This is a genomic window from Caproiciproducens galactitolivorans (genome assembly GCF_026672255.1).
Lineage (GTDB): Bacteria > Bacillota > Clostridia > Oscillospirales > Acutalibacteraceae > Caproiciproducens > Caproiciproducens galactitolivorans_A.
In genome coordinates, this window is sequence record NZ_JAPOHA010000001.1 from 295,576 (window position 1) to 313,243 (window position 17,668).

The window sequence follows — 17,668 nt, forward strand, 5'->3', positions numbered from 1 at the left end:
TTATTTACCCCCCTTAATCTTTTCATACTGCGCAACGGCTTCGTTTACACATTTCGTAACCGCCTTGCTGGTGATGGTTGCGCCCGTCATGGCGTTAATCTGACCTTCTCCGGCGTTTCCGGTTTTCACCACTTCAAACCCTTTTTCCGGGGCGTTTTGCAGGTATTGATTCCGGAAATTTTCTTTTTGCGCGTTCAGGCCGAGGCCCGGCGTATCGCTGATGGTCAGAAGGACAACGCCGGTCACTTTTCCGTTTTTATCAATCCCGGTCATTACCTTTAAATCGCCGCCGTAGCTTTTCGTCTTTGTCGTAAATACATAGCCGACAACGTCTCCTCCGTTTTTGCCGACAGCGTACAGTTTGTTTGCCGAATCCTCAAACTGCTTTGCTCCGGGAAGGACAAGCGCGCGGGAAGCGGAGGTTGTCTCCTCGTTGATCTGCTTGATTTTATCCTGTGTCATCAGATTGGTGACCGCAAGCAGGGTTGCGATCACAAGGCAGATCGTGAACAGGGTAACGGTCGGTTTCAGAATTTCCTTTGCATCGATCTTCATTTTTTAACACGCTCCTTTCCAAAGGCAAGCGGACGTGTTAAACGCTCGATATGTGGAACCAGAATATTCATTAAAATAATCGAGAAGGACACGCCTTCGGGAAGCTGCCCGAATATCCGGATCAGCATGGTAATGATACCCGCGCCGACCGCGTAAACAATTTTTCCTTTGAAATTGATCGGAGATGTGGCGTAATCGGTCGCCATGAAGATTGCGCCGAGCAGCAGGCCGCCCGCCAGAAGATCAAACAGAACATCCCGTCCGGCAATTAAGGACAGAACGGCAACCGTGCCGATGTAGCAAAGTGGAATCACAGGACTTATGATTTTGCGGTAGACAAGATAAATGCCGCCTAAAATCAAAGCGACCGCGCAGGTTTCACCCAGACAGCCCGCGCGAACACCGACGAACATACTGAGCAGATTCGGCATGGTGCCGCTTGCCCCGCTTTTCAGGATGCCGAGCGGGGAGGCGGTTGTCATTGCGTCTGCCGTCGTCTGCATATAGTAAAACGGTTTGTTCCATGTGCTCATCTCGGAAGGAAACGAGGCCATTAATATAATTCTTGCCGTGAGAGCAGGGTTGACGAAGTTCTGCCCGATGCCGCCGAACATCTGCTTTACAACAACGATTGCGGTGATGCCCCCGAATATAACAATAAACGGGCTTACGCCTACCGGCACATTGAAAGCGAGCAGAAGGCCGGTTACCACCGCGCTTAAATCACCAATGGTGTTTTCCCGCTTCATCACCCTGCGGGAAACATACTCGCTTGCTACGCAGGATGCAACGGAAACGACAATCAGCAGAAGCGCTTTCGGCCCGAATATGATAACGGACGCAATCGCCGCCGGAGTCAGCGCGATGATAACGTCCAGCATGATTTTACGGGTTGTAATGCCGCTTTTGATGTGGGGAGACGAGGATACGATCATTTTTTCTGCCATTATTTTTTACCTCCTGCTTTTACCAGCCCTTTACCTAGCCGGATCGCCTGCACAAGCGGCCTGCCGGCAGGGCAGTTAAAGGCGCAGGAACCGCACTCCATGCAGTCCATTACGTCGTATTCCTGAAGCTTTTCAATGTCTTTGGCATTCGAATATTTTTCAAGCTGGGTAGGAATCAGGTTCATTGGGCAGCTGTTCACGCAGCGGCCGCAGCGTATGCAGGAGGTAGGCTTGTTCATCCGCGCTTCCTGCTCGTCGAACGCAAGGATTCCGTTGTTCTGTTTTAAAATCGGAAGGCTGTCATCCGCAAGGGAAAGTCCCATCATAGGGCCGCCCATCAGCAGCTTTTTCGGCTCGGCACGGTAGCCGCCGCAGAAGTCAACGACGTCTGCAATTTTGGTTCCGACCGGAACGATCACGTTCTGCGGGTTCCGAATGGCGGAACCGTCAATGGTAACGCGCTTCTTTACGAGCGGCATGCCGGTTTTCAAGTAATTCGCCAGAAAAGCGACGGATGTGACGTTCATAACCAGACAGCCGACGTCCGCGGGGAGCTTTCCTATAGGAATTTCCCGGTTCGTGCAGGCTTTGATCAGAACTTTTTCCGCGCCCTGTGGGTATCGTGAAGGCAGCGTCAGGATGCAGATGCGGCTTTCCGCATTTGTTTCGCCGTCTGCGATGGCCTTTAACTTCCGGATGCCGTCCGGCTTATTCTCTTCCACCGCAAGGATTACCCGTTCAATTTTCAGCATGCGCCGTACAACGGAAATTCCGTCAAAGATGGATTGGGTATTTTCAATGATTTCCCGGTCGTCGGCCGTTATGTAAGGTTCGCACTCGGCGGCGTTGACGATCAGGGTGTCGATCGGCTTATCCTTTTGCACGCTTAATTTAACATGCGTCGGGAACCCGGCGCCTCCCAATCCGACCAGCCCGGATTCCCGGGCCGCTTTGGCAAGATCGGACGGCGTTTCAAGAACAGGCGGCTTTAAATCGGGCGAAATCTTCATTTCCCCATCCGAATCGATCACGACTGCGTCGGAAAATTGTCCGCCGGGCAGCATGACCTTTTTGATTGCCGTGACTTTTCCGGAAATGCTTGCATGAATCGGTGCGCTGATAAAAGCGTCGCTGTCTGCAATTTTCTGCCCGACAAGAACCTCGTCGCCGACTTTTACCAGAGGCGCGCAGGGGGCGCCTGCGTGCTGCTGCATAGGAAGAACAACCTGAGCCGGGGGCGGCAGAATGGCGGATTCTATCTGCTCGGTACTTTTCCGAGGGGGAACATCTGCACCGCCATGCGTTAAAAATGGCTTAACAGGAAATTCCATGTTTCTAACCTCCAAATGAAATTAATCTATCGTAAATTTATCCAGTAACGGCATCATTACACTTAATACGAGACCGGTTACGATTCCGGACAATATGCCGAAAAGAATCAGCCAAGGCAGATAGTAAAGAACCGCCGGTGTGGTTAAAAGGGACGCGACCAAAAGCTGCGCCGCGTTGTGGGAAAGCGCGCCCGCTACCCCAAGCCCGACCAGTCCGAAGGGGCGGCTCTTGATGCGGAGCAGGAGCCACATGACAAGGGTACTGAGCAAGCCGCCGGAAAGGCTCATCAGCATAGCGGTGAACCCCCGGGTAATTCCGGCAAACAGCCCTTTTATAACGGCAATGCAAAGGGCGGGGGCAAGCCCTACCGCACCGGCCGCGTACATGGTAACAAGATTGGAAAGCCCCAGCTTTGCACCGGGGGGCAAAAGCGGGAGCGGGGGGAGCGCCAGTTCGATTGCCGACAGAACAAGGGCGAGCGCGGTTAAAAGGCCGTTAAAGGCAACGCTCCGCGTACGCGGGGATAAATTCAATTTAGACGGCTGATTCATTTTCTTACCCTGTAAACCCGTCAAAGGTTTTTTTATCCTCTATGATTCGGACGGAAATTTTTGCCGGAAGACAAACCGCCACCTGTCCCGGTTTCGTAAGTTTGCCCGTCCGTACGCAGATCTGGTCGCGGCAGTCGGAATGCCGGAAGGAAATCGCGCCGGGTTCCAGCAGCAGCTTAACGTGGTATTCGCCGCCCAAGTCGATGATCTGCGTGGTTTTTTGTTTCCCTAAATCGAAGCGGTAGCATTCCGTGCCGTTTCGTTCAACCACGGCAACCCCGGTGCTTTTTGTACTGTTAAAACAGAACAGCAGTACAACGGCAAGAAGAAGAAAAAATAAAATGAAAAAGACATCCTGTTTTTTTATCATAATCGCATATTATACTCCACTTTCTACAAGAGTATATTTCCTATTGGATAATTTAAAGATATTTTTCATGCTTTCTGTTAAATAAACTTGATTATCCGTTGTAATAAAAATACCCCCGGCGTTATATTTCTTCAGCAGCTCGGTCCCCTTTTCCCGTCCAAGCACAAAACAGGCGGTTGAAAGCGCGTCACTCAGCGCACCGTTGCTGCATACGACCGTGACGGAGATCAGGCCGTTGTTTTCCGGGTATCCGGTCTTTGGATTCAGCAGATGGTGGTAAGTGACGCCGTTCTTTGTAAAGTACTTTTCATAGGTGCCGGAGGTGGAAACATAGCCGGATTGAAGATCAATCGACCCGATGGAAGTGCTTTGCGTTTCGGTGCTGTGCGGGTCACGTACGGCAATGTTCCAGGGGGTTCCGTCTTCTTTCGTTCCGAACACGCCGATGCTGCCTCCGACCGCAACAATTCCATAGTCCGCGCCGGCCTGCTTGTAAGCGGCTACCGCTTCGTCGCATGCCGCGCCCTTTCCGACCGCGCCAAGGTCAACAGCCATATAATGCATTTTTAATGAGGCGGCGGATTCCTGCGTGTTAACGCGAAGATCATGATAATTTACATATTTTAAATATTTCTGAATTTCTTCTTTTGCGGGGAGATGCTGATTCTCGCCACCGAAATCCCAAAGGGAGGAAATCGGCAGAATGGTAGGATCGAGCGCGCCGTCCGATTTTTCCGCAACGTCAAGGCTTTTTTGAAGGATTGCCGCCGTTCTTGGATCGATCGAAATCCAGTCGGAGCCGGAAGCTTGGTTCAGTTTGCTGATATCGGAATCACCGAGTCTCCAGGAAATCAGATTCTCCAGTTCGCCGATTTTCTGTGCCGCTGCTTTGGCAGCCTGCTGCGCGTTTTTGCCGTAAACGGTTTGCTGCACGTAGGTTCCCATTGCATAATTTGTGCATTCAAAGCTTTGCGGTTTTTGATTGGATTTTATAAAAATACCGGCCAATACGGCCAGTATCACAAAGAATACAGCGGAAAGCAGGAGAACGAGCTTTTTATCTTTTTTCATCGGTCAACCTCCAGTAGTAGATTATACCATGATTTCATACAAAGTCCAATAAAACCGCATTTTTTAAGACTAACGAAGAAACCGCTGCCTGCGGAAGAAATAAAGTCACCTGCCTGCGTTTTTTGCCGGCAGATGACTTTCTCTTCTATTATAGTATCCTTTCTTCGTTTAGTCTACGGCGCCTTTTTCCAGAATAAACAGGTCGATCATTTTTGCAATGCAGGAAAGCGCGGAGATTTCTTCGGAAGACCATACGCGTTCTTCCTTGCACGCATCGAAGCCGACAATGCCTTTCCGCTTTCCGTCCCGTTTGATGCAGAAGTACAATACGGATTTTACGTCGTGTTTCAGCAGTTCTTCCCGCAGCGGGTGTTGGAGAAGATTGGTGTCACCGCAGAAAAAGACGCCGTCTTCGTTAAAGAGAGGCAGAATGTCAAAGGCGGTCTCCTCCTGAAAGGTATGCCGGGGGGGAATTCCCTCCGCGCACCATTCATAAATGTTTTTTAAGGCCGTTTTTTCCGAGTCCTCAAAAATGTAGGCGCGGCTTATATGAAAGCGTTCTCCGGTCATTCTCAGGACGATATTCATTACGCTTTCGAAGTCCTTGGCGTGGTACAGCATGTCGGATACATAGGAAAGGATATCGTCATGAAAAGATTGATAAAGGGGTGCGGAGTATTCCGGCGTCGGCGTCAGCGTATTCCGGAGTTCCGGGCAGGTTTCCAGTTGCTTTTGGGATTCCGCGCTGCTGTCAAAAAGAACGAACCGGTTCCGGCCGCCGCGCTTTGCCTCGTACAGGGCAATATCGGCTTTTTTATAAAGCTCGGTATAGGTTGTTCCGTCTTTCGGGGAAACAGCCACGCCCACGCTTCCGGAAATAGAGTAACAGGTATTGAACGTTTGCTGCAGGCACTGGTTAATGGCCAATGCCTTTTCAACGATCAGCGCCGGGTTGTCAACGTTTTTCAGGAGCACCATAAATTCGTCGCCGCCGATCCGGCCCACGATATCCGAAGCCCGGAATAGCTTTTTCAGTTTGCCGCCGATATCCGCCAGCACGGCGTCTCCGAACATATGCCCCAGATTATCGTTGACCTCTTTAAAGTGGTCGACGTCAATCATGTAAAGGGCGCAGGGCTCATTGTCACACAGCGCCTGTTCAATTAAATTCTGGGTTGCGATTTTATTAAGCAGGTCCGTCAGGCCGTCCCGCTGCGCTTTATGTAAAAGTCTTTGCGTCGCTTCCTTTTGGCAGGTAATGTCGCTGATTCGGCCGATTGCCCGGATTGCCTTGCCTTCTTTGCTGAAAATAGTGGTGATTTTAATGTTATACCATAGATAATCGCCGTTTTCGAGTTTCATCCGACATTCGCCTTCCGCGTTGTGTTCGCCGTTTTTGACGCTTTCGAACATTTTGCGGAAGGGTTCAATATCGTCCGGATGAATCATACCGGTTTTCAGGAAGCTTTCAGGGAAATTTTTAATGGCATAGCCGCCGCCCGCAATCTGCCGGCCGCCCGTACTGTTCAGAATCGTACTATTTAAAATATCATAGTCAAAAATCATGCTGTCCGACTGATCCAAAACGATCTGGTAGCGTTCGTTGCTGATTTCCAGTTCCTGCATGATTTCCCTCTGGTCGGTAATATCAATTAAAAGGCTGTACAGCTCCGGTTCTTCTCCGCTTTCCACCATCAGCTGGCCCCGTTCCAGAATCCATACCAGCGTGCCGTCTTTTTTCTGAATCCGATACTGTATATCGATTACGCTGCCGGTATGAAGCTGTACGTCGATGCTCTGTTTCACCGTTTCCCGGTCGTGCGGATAGATCATTTTCAGAAACTGATTATCGAACAGGTCGGCTATTTCCTCAAGAGTATAGCCCGTCAAATAATAGAAACCGTCGCTGCAATAAATCATGGTGAAATCCCCGTCGTATTTACAGCGCTGGACGCAGCCGGGAATATTGGCCGTTAAAACATTCATTTCCTGACAGCTCTTTTTAATGTCGCTGTTCTTTTTCCGGAGAAGGAGGATCACATAAAAACCGAGAAGAATGAAGGCGAATGCGGTGCTGAATGCCAGCAACGCGGAGTTGCGGATCAGGTAATCGGACTGCGGCAGAATCACATCCGCAGGAACCACGGTGATCAGGTACCAGTCGCCGGAACCCAGCGGCTGGTAATGTACAAAACTGTCCGCACCGCCGACATTGCATTCCGCCATCCCGCTGCTATTCCGGTTGATTTCATTCTTCATGGTTTCAACGCCCGTTTTGTCCTGATTTGTACGCATGAGCGAAGAATAGAAATTCTGAAGGGCGCTGTCGGCTGCTTTTTGAGGATAGAGCACAACGGTGCCGTCACGGCGAATCAGGAAACGGGTTCCCTTTCCTTCGTACAGGGGGGTATCCAGTTGTTCGGCGACGGGGGCGGCGGACGCGGTTCCGCTTAATACGCCGATCACTTTATGGTTCGAATAGATCGGTACGGAATAGAGAAGCGCTTTTTTTACCTTTGGAAACGAATCGGATGAATCGGTAACGACACAGGAGCCTTTTATCGATTTTTTAAAAGAATCATCGGAGGCGATATTCTTTTTCTGCCCGTCATTTGTTATGCTGTCCCCATGGATGTCGGCAATGGAGACCTGAAGAAACTGTTTACTGTTCAGTACCGCCTGTACGGCGCCCGCAGCCGTTTCATTATATAAATTTCCCTTTTCACCAATGCAGGTGGACAAGGATTGCAAAACAGATGATTTTTCGTCCAGCTTTGCCGTTATTGCCGCCGCGCTTTGTGCAGCGTTTTCGACCATATTCTTCGAAACGGACGACCGAAGGTCGCTGTTCATCTTGCCTACGAATGCTGCAAATGAGATTGGCAGAAAGGATAAAGAGATCAGAAAAACGAACGCAGCCGCCAGTTTTGGCTTTAACGTCACAAGCTCGCATCCCTTCCGTTGTATATTTTTACAGGAAAAAATTGTTTATTATAGATAAAATATACACTATTTTATTCTTTTACGCAATTCTTTTTTCTTTATAAAATCCAGGATAGGATTTTCATCTTAAATGTGATAAAATCAAAAATAGGAATGCGAAGCAGATTCTTTCGGGGAATAAAAGAAAATTTTCTCCGCGCTCATTTTGGAGAAATCGGAGGAAAAATATACAGGAAACCGATTTTTCGCTGCGGCAATGGGGCAGATACCCGCGTAGGTGATAATTTTTATGCGAATTACGGATGTATTATGCTCGGCGCCTGTTTGGCTCCATCGGGAGAATTTCCGTTCGTGACTTCCCCTGTATTGCATTTATACGGCGGCTTGTCCCATACAGGTGCCGGCTGGCAGCGCTCCGGCGAAAGCCATCAAACGTTTCCGTAGAAATTTCGTGCAAATCTGATACAGAAAACCCAAAAAAGATTTTGTCGGATTTGTATTTTATTACAAAATTACAGCGAAATACTTTTCACGCACAAACTGTATGTTATACTAAAGTTTAATAATATTTTGGAGGGCGACATGGCGGTACAAAAAGTAAAGGAATATCTTAAAACGTTCGGAATGGAAAACCGTCTGCGGGAATTTTCGGTTTCCAGCGCAACGGTTGAGCTTGCGGCGCAGGCGCTGCAAGTGGAAGAAGCGCGCATTGCAAAAACCATTTCTTTTTACGCGGAAGACGGGTGTATTTTAATCGTTACCGCGGGTGACGCGAAAATTGACAATCCAAAGTTCAAAGCGGAATTCGGGATGAAAGCGAAAATGCTTGCTCCCGAAGATGTGGAGCGGCTTACCGGATACCGGATCGGCGGGGTATGCCCGTTCGGGAATCCGCCGCAGGCAAAGGTTTACTGCGATTTGTCTTTGAAGCGGTTCACCACGGTCTATCCGGCCGGGGGCAGCTCCAATTCCTGTGTGGAATTAAGCTGCGAGGAGCTTTTTCAGGTATCGAAAAGTGTAAAATGGCTGGATGTCTGCAAGAATTGGCAGGAAACCGGGGGACAGGGTTAATCGTATGAGAATGCGGAATAAGCCATGGGCTGCGCCGGAACTGAATGCCTGCGAATTTTTTGTCCGTAATCCGTCGGAGCACATCGGGAAATGGCACGCGTATTTTTCGCGCAGACAGCCGATCCACCTGGAACTTGGCTGCGGAAAAGGTCTTTTTCTTGCGGGACTGGCCCCGAAGCACCCGGAAATCAATTATATGGGGATCGATCTGAAGGACGCCGTTCTGGCCCCGGCAAAGCGCAATATTGAACAGGCGTTTCAGGAGCAGAACCGGAAACCGGACAATGTGGTGCTGATGGCACAGGATATCGAGCGGATTTTAACGGTTATGAATGCGGAGGATGCCGTCGAAAGAATCTATATCAATTTCTGCAATCCCTGGCCGAAAGCGAAGCACAATAAGCGCCGCCTTACGTATCCGCGAATGCTGGAAAACTATAAACAGATTCTGGCAAAGGGCGGCGAAATCTATTTTAAAACGGATGACGATCCGCTTTTTGCCGATTCGCTTTCTTATTTTGCGGAAAGCGGATTTGAAATCATCAAAATAACCTATGATCTTCACGCGGAGAACTGGCCGGAAAATGTACTTACGGAGCATGAGAAAATGTTTATGGAGCGGGGGATAAAAATCAAAGCCCTGATTGCGAAAATCCCTGTTTCTTAATTCATAAAGATGCATTGACAAAATCACGGGACTACATTATAGTTCCTATAAAATCAGTAATATTATTTGGAGGGTGCTGGAATGGGCGAGGCCATTATCGAAATACGGGCGCTTAGCAAATCTTTCCGCACAAAAGATACGGAAGTAACCGCCCTGCGGGATATTAACCTGACAATTGAAAAGGGCGAGATTTTCGGAATTATCGGCATGAGCGGCGCTGGTAAGAGCACGCTTGTACGTTGTATCAATATGCTTGAAAAGCCTACAGAAGGTACGGTTTTGTTCGACGGCCGCGATATGGCGAAGTTATCCGACCGGGAACTGCGGGAAGTCCGGCATTCCATGGGAATGATTTTTCAGCAGTTCAATCTTTTAATGCAGCGCACGGCGGAAAGCAACATTTGTTTCCCGCTGGAGCTCGCCGGAATGGATAAGGCTTCCGCAAAGAAGCGCGCGAAAGAGCTTCTGGAACTGGTCGGGCTTGCAGATAAAGCCAAGGCGTATCCGTCCCAGCTTTCGGGCGGGCAGAAACAGCGCGTCGCCATTGCACGCGCACTCGCTACGAATCCGAAAGTGCTTCTCTGCGACGAAGCCACCAGCGCGCTTGACCCGACAACCACCACGTCGATTCTGGCATTGTTAAAGGATATCAATCAGCGGCTGGGCATTACGATTATTATTATTACACATCAAATGAGCGTAATCGAGGAAATCTGCAACCGCGTTGCGATTATCAACGAAAGCCAGATTGCCGAGTCCGGCACGGTGGAAGATATTTTCTATAAACCGAAAACCGAAATCGCGCAGAAACTGGTCTATCCTTCCGGAAAACCGACGGAACAATTTATCAGCAAGCGATGCATGCGCATTGTGTTTGACGGAAATTCTTCGTTTGAGCCGGTTATTGCAAATATGGTGCTTGAATGCAAGGCTCCCGTGAACATCATGTATGCAGATACAAAAAATATAGACGGCAAAGCGTTTGGCCAAATGGTGGTCCAGCTGCCGCAGGATGAAGCTCTGGCGCAGAAAATGTTTGCCTATGTCCGCGCAAGAGGATTATCCGCTGAGGAGGTGAACGGTTATGTGGGATGAGGCAACGCTGAATTTACTGATACAGGGTGTTGGTGAAACCCTGTATATGACGCTTGTTTCCACCTTGTTCGCTTATATCATCGGGCTGCCGCTGGGCATCCTGCTTGTAACAAGCGCAAAGGACGGGATCCGCCCGTGCCCATGGCTGTTTAAAACGTTGGACGTTATTGTGAATCTGACCCGTTCCATACCGTTCCTGATCCTTCTCGTAGCCATCATTCCTTTTACACGGCTCGTTGTCGGAACATCCATCGGCTCAACCGCAACCATTGTTCCGCTGACTTTATCCGCGGCGCCGTTCGTCGCCCGGCTGGTCGAGTCTTCGATTAAGGAAGTCGATGTCGGCGTAATCGAGGCCGCCCAGTCCATGGGCGCTTCCAATATGCAGATTATCTGGAAGGTCATGCTTCCGGAAGCCAAACCGTCCCTGATTGTCGGCTGTGCAATCGCAACCACAACCATCCTCGGCTATTCGGCGATGGCCGGCTTTGTGGGCGGCGGCGGACTTGGCGCGATTGCAACCAATTACGGATTCTATCGTTATCAGTATGATGTTATGCTGGTTACCGTAATCCTTTTGGTGCTGATCGTACAGGTGCTTCAGGGAATCGGAATGAAAGCGGCAGGATTCAGCAATAAGAGATAATCATTCTATATTATTGGAGGGAAAATTCATGAAAAGAATCGTATCGATTTTATTAATAGCGGCTCTTTCCCTGTCGGTGTTTGCCGGCTGCGCAAAATCCGGCCAAACTTCTTCTGCGGGGACATCCGCGGGAAACAAAAAAATTGTAATAGGCGCTTCTCCCACACCCCATGAGCTCATTTTGAAGGAAGCGGCGAAACTGTTAAAGCAAAAGGGCTATGACCTTGAGGTGAAGGAATTTAACGATTACGTTTTGCCCAATACCGCGCTGGTAAGCAAGGAACTGGACGCGAACTATTTCCAGCATGTAACCTATCTGGAGGATTACAATAAGAAAAACGGAACCGATCTTGTTTCCGCCGGGTCCATCCACTATGAACCGTTCGGAATTTATGCGGGAAGAACTAAAGCCCTGGCCGATTTAAAAGACGGCGCGACGGTTTCCGTTCCGAATGATACATCCAATGAAGCGAGGGCCCTTCTTCTTTTGCAGTCGCAGGGGTTAATTAAACTGAAAGAAGGCGCCGGAATCGACGCGACCCAGAAAGATATCGTCGAGAACAAAAAGAATCTGAAATTTACGGAAATTGAGGCCGCCCAGCTTGTACGTTCCCTACCGGATGTCGACCTGGCCGTTATTAACGGAAACTATGCATTGCAGGGCAACCTGAAGGTTTCCGATGCACTTGCCGTGGAGAAAGACGATTCGATCGCCGCGGAAAAATATGCAAACGTGATCGCCGTGCGCAAAGGCGATGAAAACCGGGAAGAGATTAAAGCATTGGTTGAGGTACTGAAAAGCGACGAAATGAAAACCTTTATTAAAAATACCTTTAACGGTGCGGTCGTACCTGTAAAATAAGAAACGAAAGTGAACACCCGTGCCGGACAGCATTCCTGCACGGGTGTTTTTACGTTGAAATCAACCCTGTATTTTGCTACAATAAGGGAATCTTATGACGAGGTGTTCATGATGAAATGCTATAAAATCGAAAATGATATGCTTACGGAAGAAGGCGCTCAGCCGTTTCAAAACAATACCGTCTGTTTCTGCACGCCGAATGAACTTCGGGGCGGAATAAAGGTGGCTCCGCACACCATCGATGAGTGTACCCGTCCCGGTCCGGCCAAGCTGGAAGCCTACGACGGTTATGATTTCATTCTTCTCAACCTGATTGACTGTAAAGAGCAGCGTGTTGCAAAAAGAATCGGCATTTACATTATGCCGGATAAGCTTATTTTTACCTGTGCGCATTCTGCAAAAACCGTACAGGATGTTCTGGAGGCTTTATCATCCTGCCGAACCGCCAACCTGTCCCCGGAACGTGTGCTGTATGCTTTTTTCAATTATCTGACAACCAAAGATTCCGGGAAACTGGAAGACTTTGAGGAAGAAATCTCCGCACTTGAAGAACAGATTATGGAAAACAAGGAAGGAAATTATATTAAGGAAATCGCAGCAATGCGCAAAAAGCTGATGTTTTTTAAGAAATACTACGAGCAGCTTCTGGATATCGCGGAAAGTATTGAAGAAAATACGAACGAGCTGTTTTCTAACAGCGTGCTGCGCTATTTCCGGATGTTTACCGCGCGGCTTGAACGGCTGAACCGCAGCGTCCTGAATTTACGCGATTACATAACGCAGGTTCGGGAAGCGTATCAGTCCCAGGTGGATATCGGCTTGAACGAAATTATGAAACTGTTTACGGTGATTACCGCCATTTTTCTGCCGCTGACCCTTTTGGTGGGATGGTATGGAATGAATTTTAAAAATATGCCGGAGCTGCAGTGGCCGTATGGCTATGCTTTTGCGGTGGGCCTTTCCGTTTTGATTGTTATCATCAGTGTCCTCTTTTTCAAAAAGAAAAAGATATTGTAATAGAAAACAGATTATCGACTGCTTTTTCATAAAATACTGGAATTATTTCGTCTTATGCACTATAATAAGAAAGCTTAGGAAACAAGGAAATATTTTCCTGTATTATAAAAAACGCATCTCTGGTGATATTGCACAATAAATTTCGGAAGCCATAAATTATCTTGACATTTCCATAGCCCGGTAGTAAAATGAAATCAGCTTGAAACCGGTTTCAAAATAATTGATGCATATTTAGGGAAGGCTATGGTGATAAAGTTTGGCTCAGATCGGCGATGTGGCAAAATTGGCGGGCGTATCTTCGGCAACCGTATCGCGTGTGATCAACGGATCTGCCAAAGTAAACGAAGAAAAAGTCAAACGTGTAATGGAAGCGATTGAAGTAACCGGTTTCAAACCGAATGAGATTGCGCGTTCACTGTACAAAAAATCTTCACGGATTATCGGATATATCGTACCAAGCATTTTAAACATTTTTTTGAATGAAATCGGGCGGGCAATTGAGGACGAGGCCTTTCAGAACGGATATAAAATGATCCTCTGCAACTCCGATGAAAACCCGAAAAAAGAGGCGGCCTATATTCAGATGCTGACCGCCATGAATGCCGACGGAATTATTATTACGGCAAACAACGACAATCTGGATGAGGAAATCCGGAACTGCCCGCTCCCGATCGTCGTACTGGACAAAGAAGCCAGCAGCCGTTATACCGCCGTGGTGCAGTCCGACAATTACTCCGGGGGGCGAATTTCCACCGAACACCTTCTGGAATGCGGATGCAGACACCCCGTTCTGATGCGCGGCCCGCAAAAGTATTCGAGCGGCCGGCAGCGTTTTCTCGGCTATGTGGACGTATGCAATGAGCATGGAATCCAGCCGCTGTTTATCGACAGCCAGTTCAGCTCCAATGACGGGCTCCGGTGTACGCAGGAACTTTTGGAGCGGTTCCCGTATGCGGACGGTATCCTGGCGGTCAACGATATGACGGTTCTGTCCATCTATAAGGTGCTGTCCGCACGGGGCAGAAGAGTTCCGGAAGATATCATGATCGTCGGTTACGACGGTGTGGAGCTGGGCGGCCTGATGAATCCCGCGCTGACAACCGTCATGCAGCCGATCGAGGAAATCGGAAGGCTTTCCGCGAAAATCATCATCGATCAGGTGGAGGACAAAAATCCGGACTGCCGGGAAAATATCCTTCCGGTTCAGCTGAAGGTAAGGCAGACAACCAGATCGCAGGCAGGGAATGAAGCTTAAATTGCCGGAACGAAAACGAAGGTTTCCTATTTTTAAATAAAAGGGATGGCAGTATATGAGTAAACGTATTTTTTTAATCGTACTGGACAGTGTCGGAATCGGCGAAGAACCGGATGCCGCACAATACGGGGACGAAGGCAGCAACACGCTTGCCGCCGCCGCTACAAGCAGTTCTTTTGCGATGCCCAATATGCAGAAGCTTGGGCTGTTTAATATTGACGGCGTTACCTGCCGACCAAAGGCGGAACATCCGGCCGCCGCGTTCGCCCGCATGCAGGAAGTTTCGAAAGGAAAGGACACGACGATCGGCCATTGGGAAATTGCGGGAATCAATTCCCCCAAACCGCTTCCGACCTATCCGAACGGTTTCCCCGATGACGTAATTCGTGCTTTTGAGGAGAAGACAGGCAGAAAGGCCATTTGCAACAAGCCGTATTCCGGTACCCAGGTTATTTTGGATTATGGCAGGGAACATGCACAAACGGGTGCCCTGATTGTTTATACCTCGGCGGACAGCGTTTTCCAGATCGCCGCGAATGAAGCGATCGTTCCGGTTGAAGAACTTTACCGTTACTGCCGGATCGCGAGGGATCTGCTGACCGGCGAACACGGCGTAGGCAGAGTAATCGCAAGGCCGTTTGTCGGCACTTACCCCGATTATACCCGCACGACAAACCGCCACGACTTTTCCCTTCTCCCCCCGAAAACCACCATGCTCGATCAGCTTTTGGAGAAAAAGTATGATGTGATTGCGGTTGGAAAAATTAATGATATCTTTGCCGGCAAAGGAATCAGCCGCTTTATGCGCACCAAAGGAAACGCCGAGGGCATTGAGCGCACCATTGAACTGACGAAAGAGGATTTCAACGGACTTTGTTTTGTGAATCTTGTTGATTTTGATATGCTGTATGGCCACCGCAACGATGTGGAAGGCTACGCGAAAGCGCTGACCTATTTTGATCAGAAGCTTCCGGAAATTTTGAACGGCCTGCGTGACGACGATCTGCTAATGATTACGGCGGATCACGGCTGCGACCCGATTACGCCGTCCACCGACCATTCGCGGGAATACACGCCGTGGATTATTTACGGAAAGAACGTAAAGCCCGGTGTAAACCTCGGCACCCTTCCGACCTTTGCCGATATTGCGGCGACCGTTTTGGAGTATTTTAATGTTGAACAGAAAGTGACGGGTACGTCGCAGTTAAGGAATATTTTAAAATAAGAGCAGGAGGAATATTCAAATGTCCAATACACCTACACCCCATAACGCGGCAAAAGAAGGGGAAATTGCCAAAACGGTTTTAATGCCGGGCGATCCGCTGCGGGCGAAATTTATAGCGGATACATTCCTGACCGATGTTATATGTTTCAATACGGTCCGCAATATGCTGGGGTTTACCGGAACCTATAAGGGCAAACGCGTGTCCGTTATGGGCGGCGGAATGGGAATGCCTTCCGTAGGCATTTATACTTACGAGTTGTTTCACTTTTACGATGTGGAGAATATTATCCGGATCGGCTCGGCCGGAGGAATCGCGGAGAATGTGCATGTGCGCGATGTAGTGATCGGCATGGGCGCCTGTACCGATTCAAACTATGCTTCCCAGTATCACCTTCCGGGTACGTTTGCGCCGATCGCGAGTTATGACCTCCTCAGCCGGGCGGTAAACGAGGCGGAAAGGCTGAACATCCGGACGAAGGTCGGCAATATCCTTTCTTCCGATGTGTTCTACGGAGACGACGGGGACGCGCTGGCAAAATGGAAGAAGATGGGCGTCCTTGCGGTGGAAATGGAAGCTGCCGCCCTGTATATGAACGCGGCCCGCGCCGGGAAAAACGCTCTTTGCATGCTCACAATTTCCGACTGCCCGTTTACCGGGGAAGCTCTCCCCGCCGAAGAACGCCAGACCAGCTTTACGCAGATGATGGAAATCGCGCTGTCTCTTGCCTGATGATGTGGGTAATATCACGTTTGTGATATTCTATATATCCCAAGGCCTCATTTAAAAAACCAGAGAACCTGCTTTTTTCAGTAAAATTGCGTCATTCAGGTTCAAATGCCTGCGTACGGCAGTATTCTTCCGCATCTGCCTTGTCTGGAACAATTTTATCTCGAAATGCGCGCTTTTTGTTTATTAAATAGGGCCTGACTAAAAACAGGAGGAAAAATTATGAAGAAGATTGTAGCATTTTTTCTTGCAGTAATGATGACGGCGTCTGTAACCGCGTGCGGTTCAAGCTCAACGACATCCAGCACCGCTCCCGCCGCCAGCACTGCGGAGAGCAAAGCGGAAAGCCAGGCGGCTTCCACCGCGGCAAAATCGGATTTTAAAATTGCGATGGTTACGGATACCGGCGGTGTAAACGACCAGTCCTTTAACCAGTCGTCCTGGGAAGGCCTTCAGAAGCTGTCCAAGGATTTGGGTGTTACGGTAAAGTACACGGAATCCAAACAGCCTTCCGATTACACCACAAACCTTGATAAGGCTGCCGACGACGGCAACAACCTGATCTGGGGCATCGGCTTTGCTATGGCCGACGCGGTAACAAACGCGGCAAAACAGAATCCGGATATCAGCTATGCGATCGTTGATAATTCCTACGGCGACAAAACGCCTTCCAATGTAACGGGCGTTATGTTCCGCGCGCAGGAGCCTTCCTTCCTCGTTGGCTACATTGCGGCGAAAACCACAAAGACCGGCAAGGTCGGTTTCGTAGGCGGCCAGACCAGTGACATCATCAGCCAGTTTGAATACGGTTACAAGGCCGGTGTTGCCTACGCCGCCAAAGAGATGAAAAAGAACATTACGGTCGACGCCCAGTACGCGGAAAGCTTCAATGACGCCGCAAAGGGCAAGGCGATTGCATCAAAGATGTTTAACAATGGCTGCGATATCGTATTCCATGCAGCCGGCGGTGTTGGCGTAGGCGTTATTGCAGCCGCAAAGGAAGCCAACAAATTTGCGATCGGTGTAGACCGTGACCAGGCTTATCTTGCGCCGAAGAATGTTCTCACCTCTGCTTTAAAGCTTGTAAACAAAGCAGTTGAACTCGTTTCCAAGGAAGCAGTCGACGGCAAACAGATTGGCGGCAAGACCTATAACTATGGCTTAGCGGAAAACGCTGTCGGAATTCCGGAAGAGCATACGCTCATGGGCGACGACACTTACAATGCCGCAATTGCACTCGAAAGCAAAATCAAAGACAAGACAATCACTCCTCCGGCAAACAAGGACGAATATAATAAATTTGTAGCCGGCCTTAAATAATTTAATTTCTTTCC

The 17,668-nt window shown here is 49.2% G+C and carries 17 protein-coding genes; 10 read left to right on the plus strand and 7 right to left on the minus strand.

All coding sequences use genetic code 11. The annotated features are described in order from the left end of the window. The 7 genes from OUY18_RS01395 to OUY18_RS01425 all read right to left on the minus strand — a co-directional run bounded on the left by OUY18_RS01395 (window position 1) and on the right by OUY18_RS01425 (window position 7,769). Window positions 1-555, minus strand: coding sequence for an FMN-binding protein (locus OUY18_RS01395; protein ID WP_268056915.1), 555 nt, complete (start codon window positions 553-555; stop codon window positions 1-3). Next, the gene (locus tag OUY18_RS01400) at window positions 552-1,502 is read right to left on the minus strand and encodes an RnfABCDGE type electron transport complex subunit D (RefSeq protein WP_268056916.1); all 951 of its coding nucleotides are present in this window, start codon (window positions 1,500-1,502) and stop codon (window positions 552-554) included. The genes OUY18_RS01395 and OUY18_RS01400 overlap by 4 nt, the downstream gene beginning before the upstream one ends. Further along, window positions 1,502-2,833: an electron transport complex subunit RsxC gene (gene rsxC, locus OUY18_RS01405; RefSeq protein ID WP_268056917.1), complete on the minus strand. Its 1,332-nt coding sequence runs from the start codon at window positions 2,831-2,833 to the stop codon at window positions 1,502-1,504. Before rsxC ends, OUY18_RS01400 begins: the two co-directional genes overlap by 1 nt. Window positions 2,834-2,854: 21 nt before the next feature. Continuing rightward, entirely contained in the window at window positions 2,855-3,385 is a 531-nt protein-coding gene (locus OUY18_RS01410; RefSeq protein ID WP_268056918.1) for a Gx transporter family protein, read from the minus strand. Between the two features lie 4 nt (window positions 3,386-3,389). Then, window positions 3,390-3,755 carry a NusG domain II-containing protein gene (locus tag OUY18_RS01415; protein WP_268056919.1) on the minus strand — a complete coding sequence of 122 codons (366 nt, stop codon included), beginning with the start codon at window positions 3,753-3,755 and terminating at the stop codon, window positions 3,390-3,392. A 9-nt stretch (window positions 3,756-3,764) separates the two neighbouring features. Next, window positions 3,765-4,826: an FAD:protein FMN transferase gene (locus OUY18_RS01420; protein ID WP_268056920.1), complete on the minus strand. Its 1,062-nt coding sequence runs from the start codon at window positions 4,824-4,826 to the stop codon at window positions 3,765-3,767. Window positions 4,827-4,994: 168 nt separating this feature from the next. Then, window positions 4,995-7,769 (minus strand): diguanylate cyclase domain-containing protein, encoded by a 2,775-nt coding sequence (locus tag OUY18_RS01425; RefSeq protein WP_268056921.1) that lies wholly within the window; start codon window positions 7,767-7,769, stop codon window positions 4,995-4,997. 582 nt (window positions 7,770-8,351) lie between these two features. Between OUY18_RS01425 and OUY18_RS01430 the strand changes: the two genes are divergently transcribed. The 10 genes from OUY18_RS01430 to OUY18_RS01475 all read left to right on the plus strand — a co-directional run bounded on the left by OUY18_RS01430 (window position 8,352) and on the right by OUY18_RS01475 (window position 17,654). After that, on the plus strand, window positions 8,352-8,840 hold the full coding sequence (locus OUY18_RS01430) for a YbaK/EbsC family protein (protein ID WP_268056922.1): 489 nt from the start codon (window positions 8,352-8,354) through the stop codon (window positions 8,838-8,840). A 4-nt stretch (window positions 8,841-8,844) separates the two neighbouring features. After that, complete coding sequence (gene trmB / locus OUY18_RS01435; RefSeq protein ID WP_268056923.1) at window positions 8,845-9,507, plus strand: tRNA (guanosine(46)-N7)-methyltransferase TrmB; 663 nt, start codon at window positions 8,845-8,847, stop codon at window positions 9,505-9,507. An 81-nt stretch (window positions 9,508-9,588) separates the two neighbouring features. Further along, window positions 9,589-10,602: a methionine ABC transporter ATP-binding protein gene (locus OUY18_RS01440; protein WP_268056924.1), complete on the plus strand. Its 1,014-nt coding sequence runs from the start codon at window positions 9,589-9,591 to the stop codon at window positions 10,600-10,602. Continuing rightward, entirely contained in the window at window positions 10,592-11,248 is a 657-nt protein-coding gene (locus OUY18_RS01445; protein WP_268056925.1) for a methionine ABC transporter permease, read from the plus strand. Before OUY18_RS01440 ends, OUY18_RS01445 begins: the two co-directional genes overlap by 11 nt. Window positions 11,249-11,276: 28 nt before the next feature. Further along, on the plus strand, window positions 11,277-12,110 hold the full coding sequence (locus OUY18_RS01450; protein ID WP_268056926.1) for a MetQ/NlpA family ABC transporter substrate-binding protein: 834 nt from the start codon (window positions 11,277-11,279) through the stop codon (window positions 12,108-12,110). A gap of 108 nt (window positions 12,111-12,218) precedes the next feature. Then, window positions 12,219-13,127 carry a CorA family divalent cation transporter gene (locus OUY18_RS01455; RefSeq protein ID WP_268056927.1) on the plus strand — a complete coding sequence of 303 codons (909 nt, stop codon included), beginning with the start codon at window positions 12,219-12,221 and terminating at the stop codon, window positions 13,125-13,127. Window positions 13,128-13,383: 256 nt separating this feature from the next. Further along, on the plus strand, window positions 13,384-14,382 hold the full coding sequence (locus OUY18_RS01460; RefSeq protein WP_268056928.1) for a LacI family DNA-binding transcriptional regulator: 999 nt from the start codon (window positions 13,384-13,386) through the stop codon (window positions 14,380-14,382). A gap of 55 nt (window positions 14,383-14,437) precedes the next feature. Further along, window positions 14,438-15,607 carry a phosphopentomutase gene (locus OUY18_RS01465; RefSeq protein WP_268056929.1) on the plus strand — a complete coding sequence of 390 codons (1,170 nt, stop codon included), beginning with the start codon at window positions 14,438-14,440 and terminating at the stop codon, window positions 15,605-15,607. A 19-nt stretch (window positions 15,608-15,626) separates the two neighbouring features. Next, window positions 15,627-16,337: a purine-nucleoside phosphorylase gene (deoD, locus tag OUY18_RS01470; RefSeq protein ID WP_268056930.1), complete on the plus strand. Its 711-nt coding sequence runs from the start codon at window positions 15,627-15,629 to the stop codon at window positions 16,335-16,337. A gap of 219 nt (window positions 16,338-16,556) precedes the next feature. After that, a complete protein-coding gene (locus OUY18_RS01475; protein WP_268056931.1) occupies window positions 16,557-17,654 on the plus strand; it encodes a BMP family ABC transporter substrate-binding protein in 1,098 nt (365 codons plus the stop codon). The last annotated feature ends 14 nt before the right edge of the window (window positions 17,655-17,668 follow it).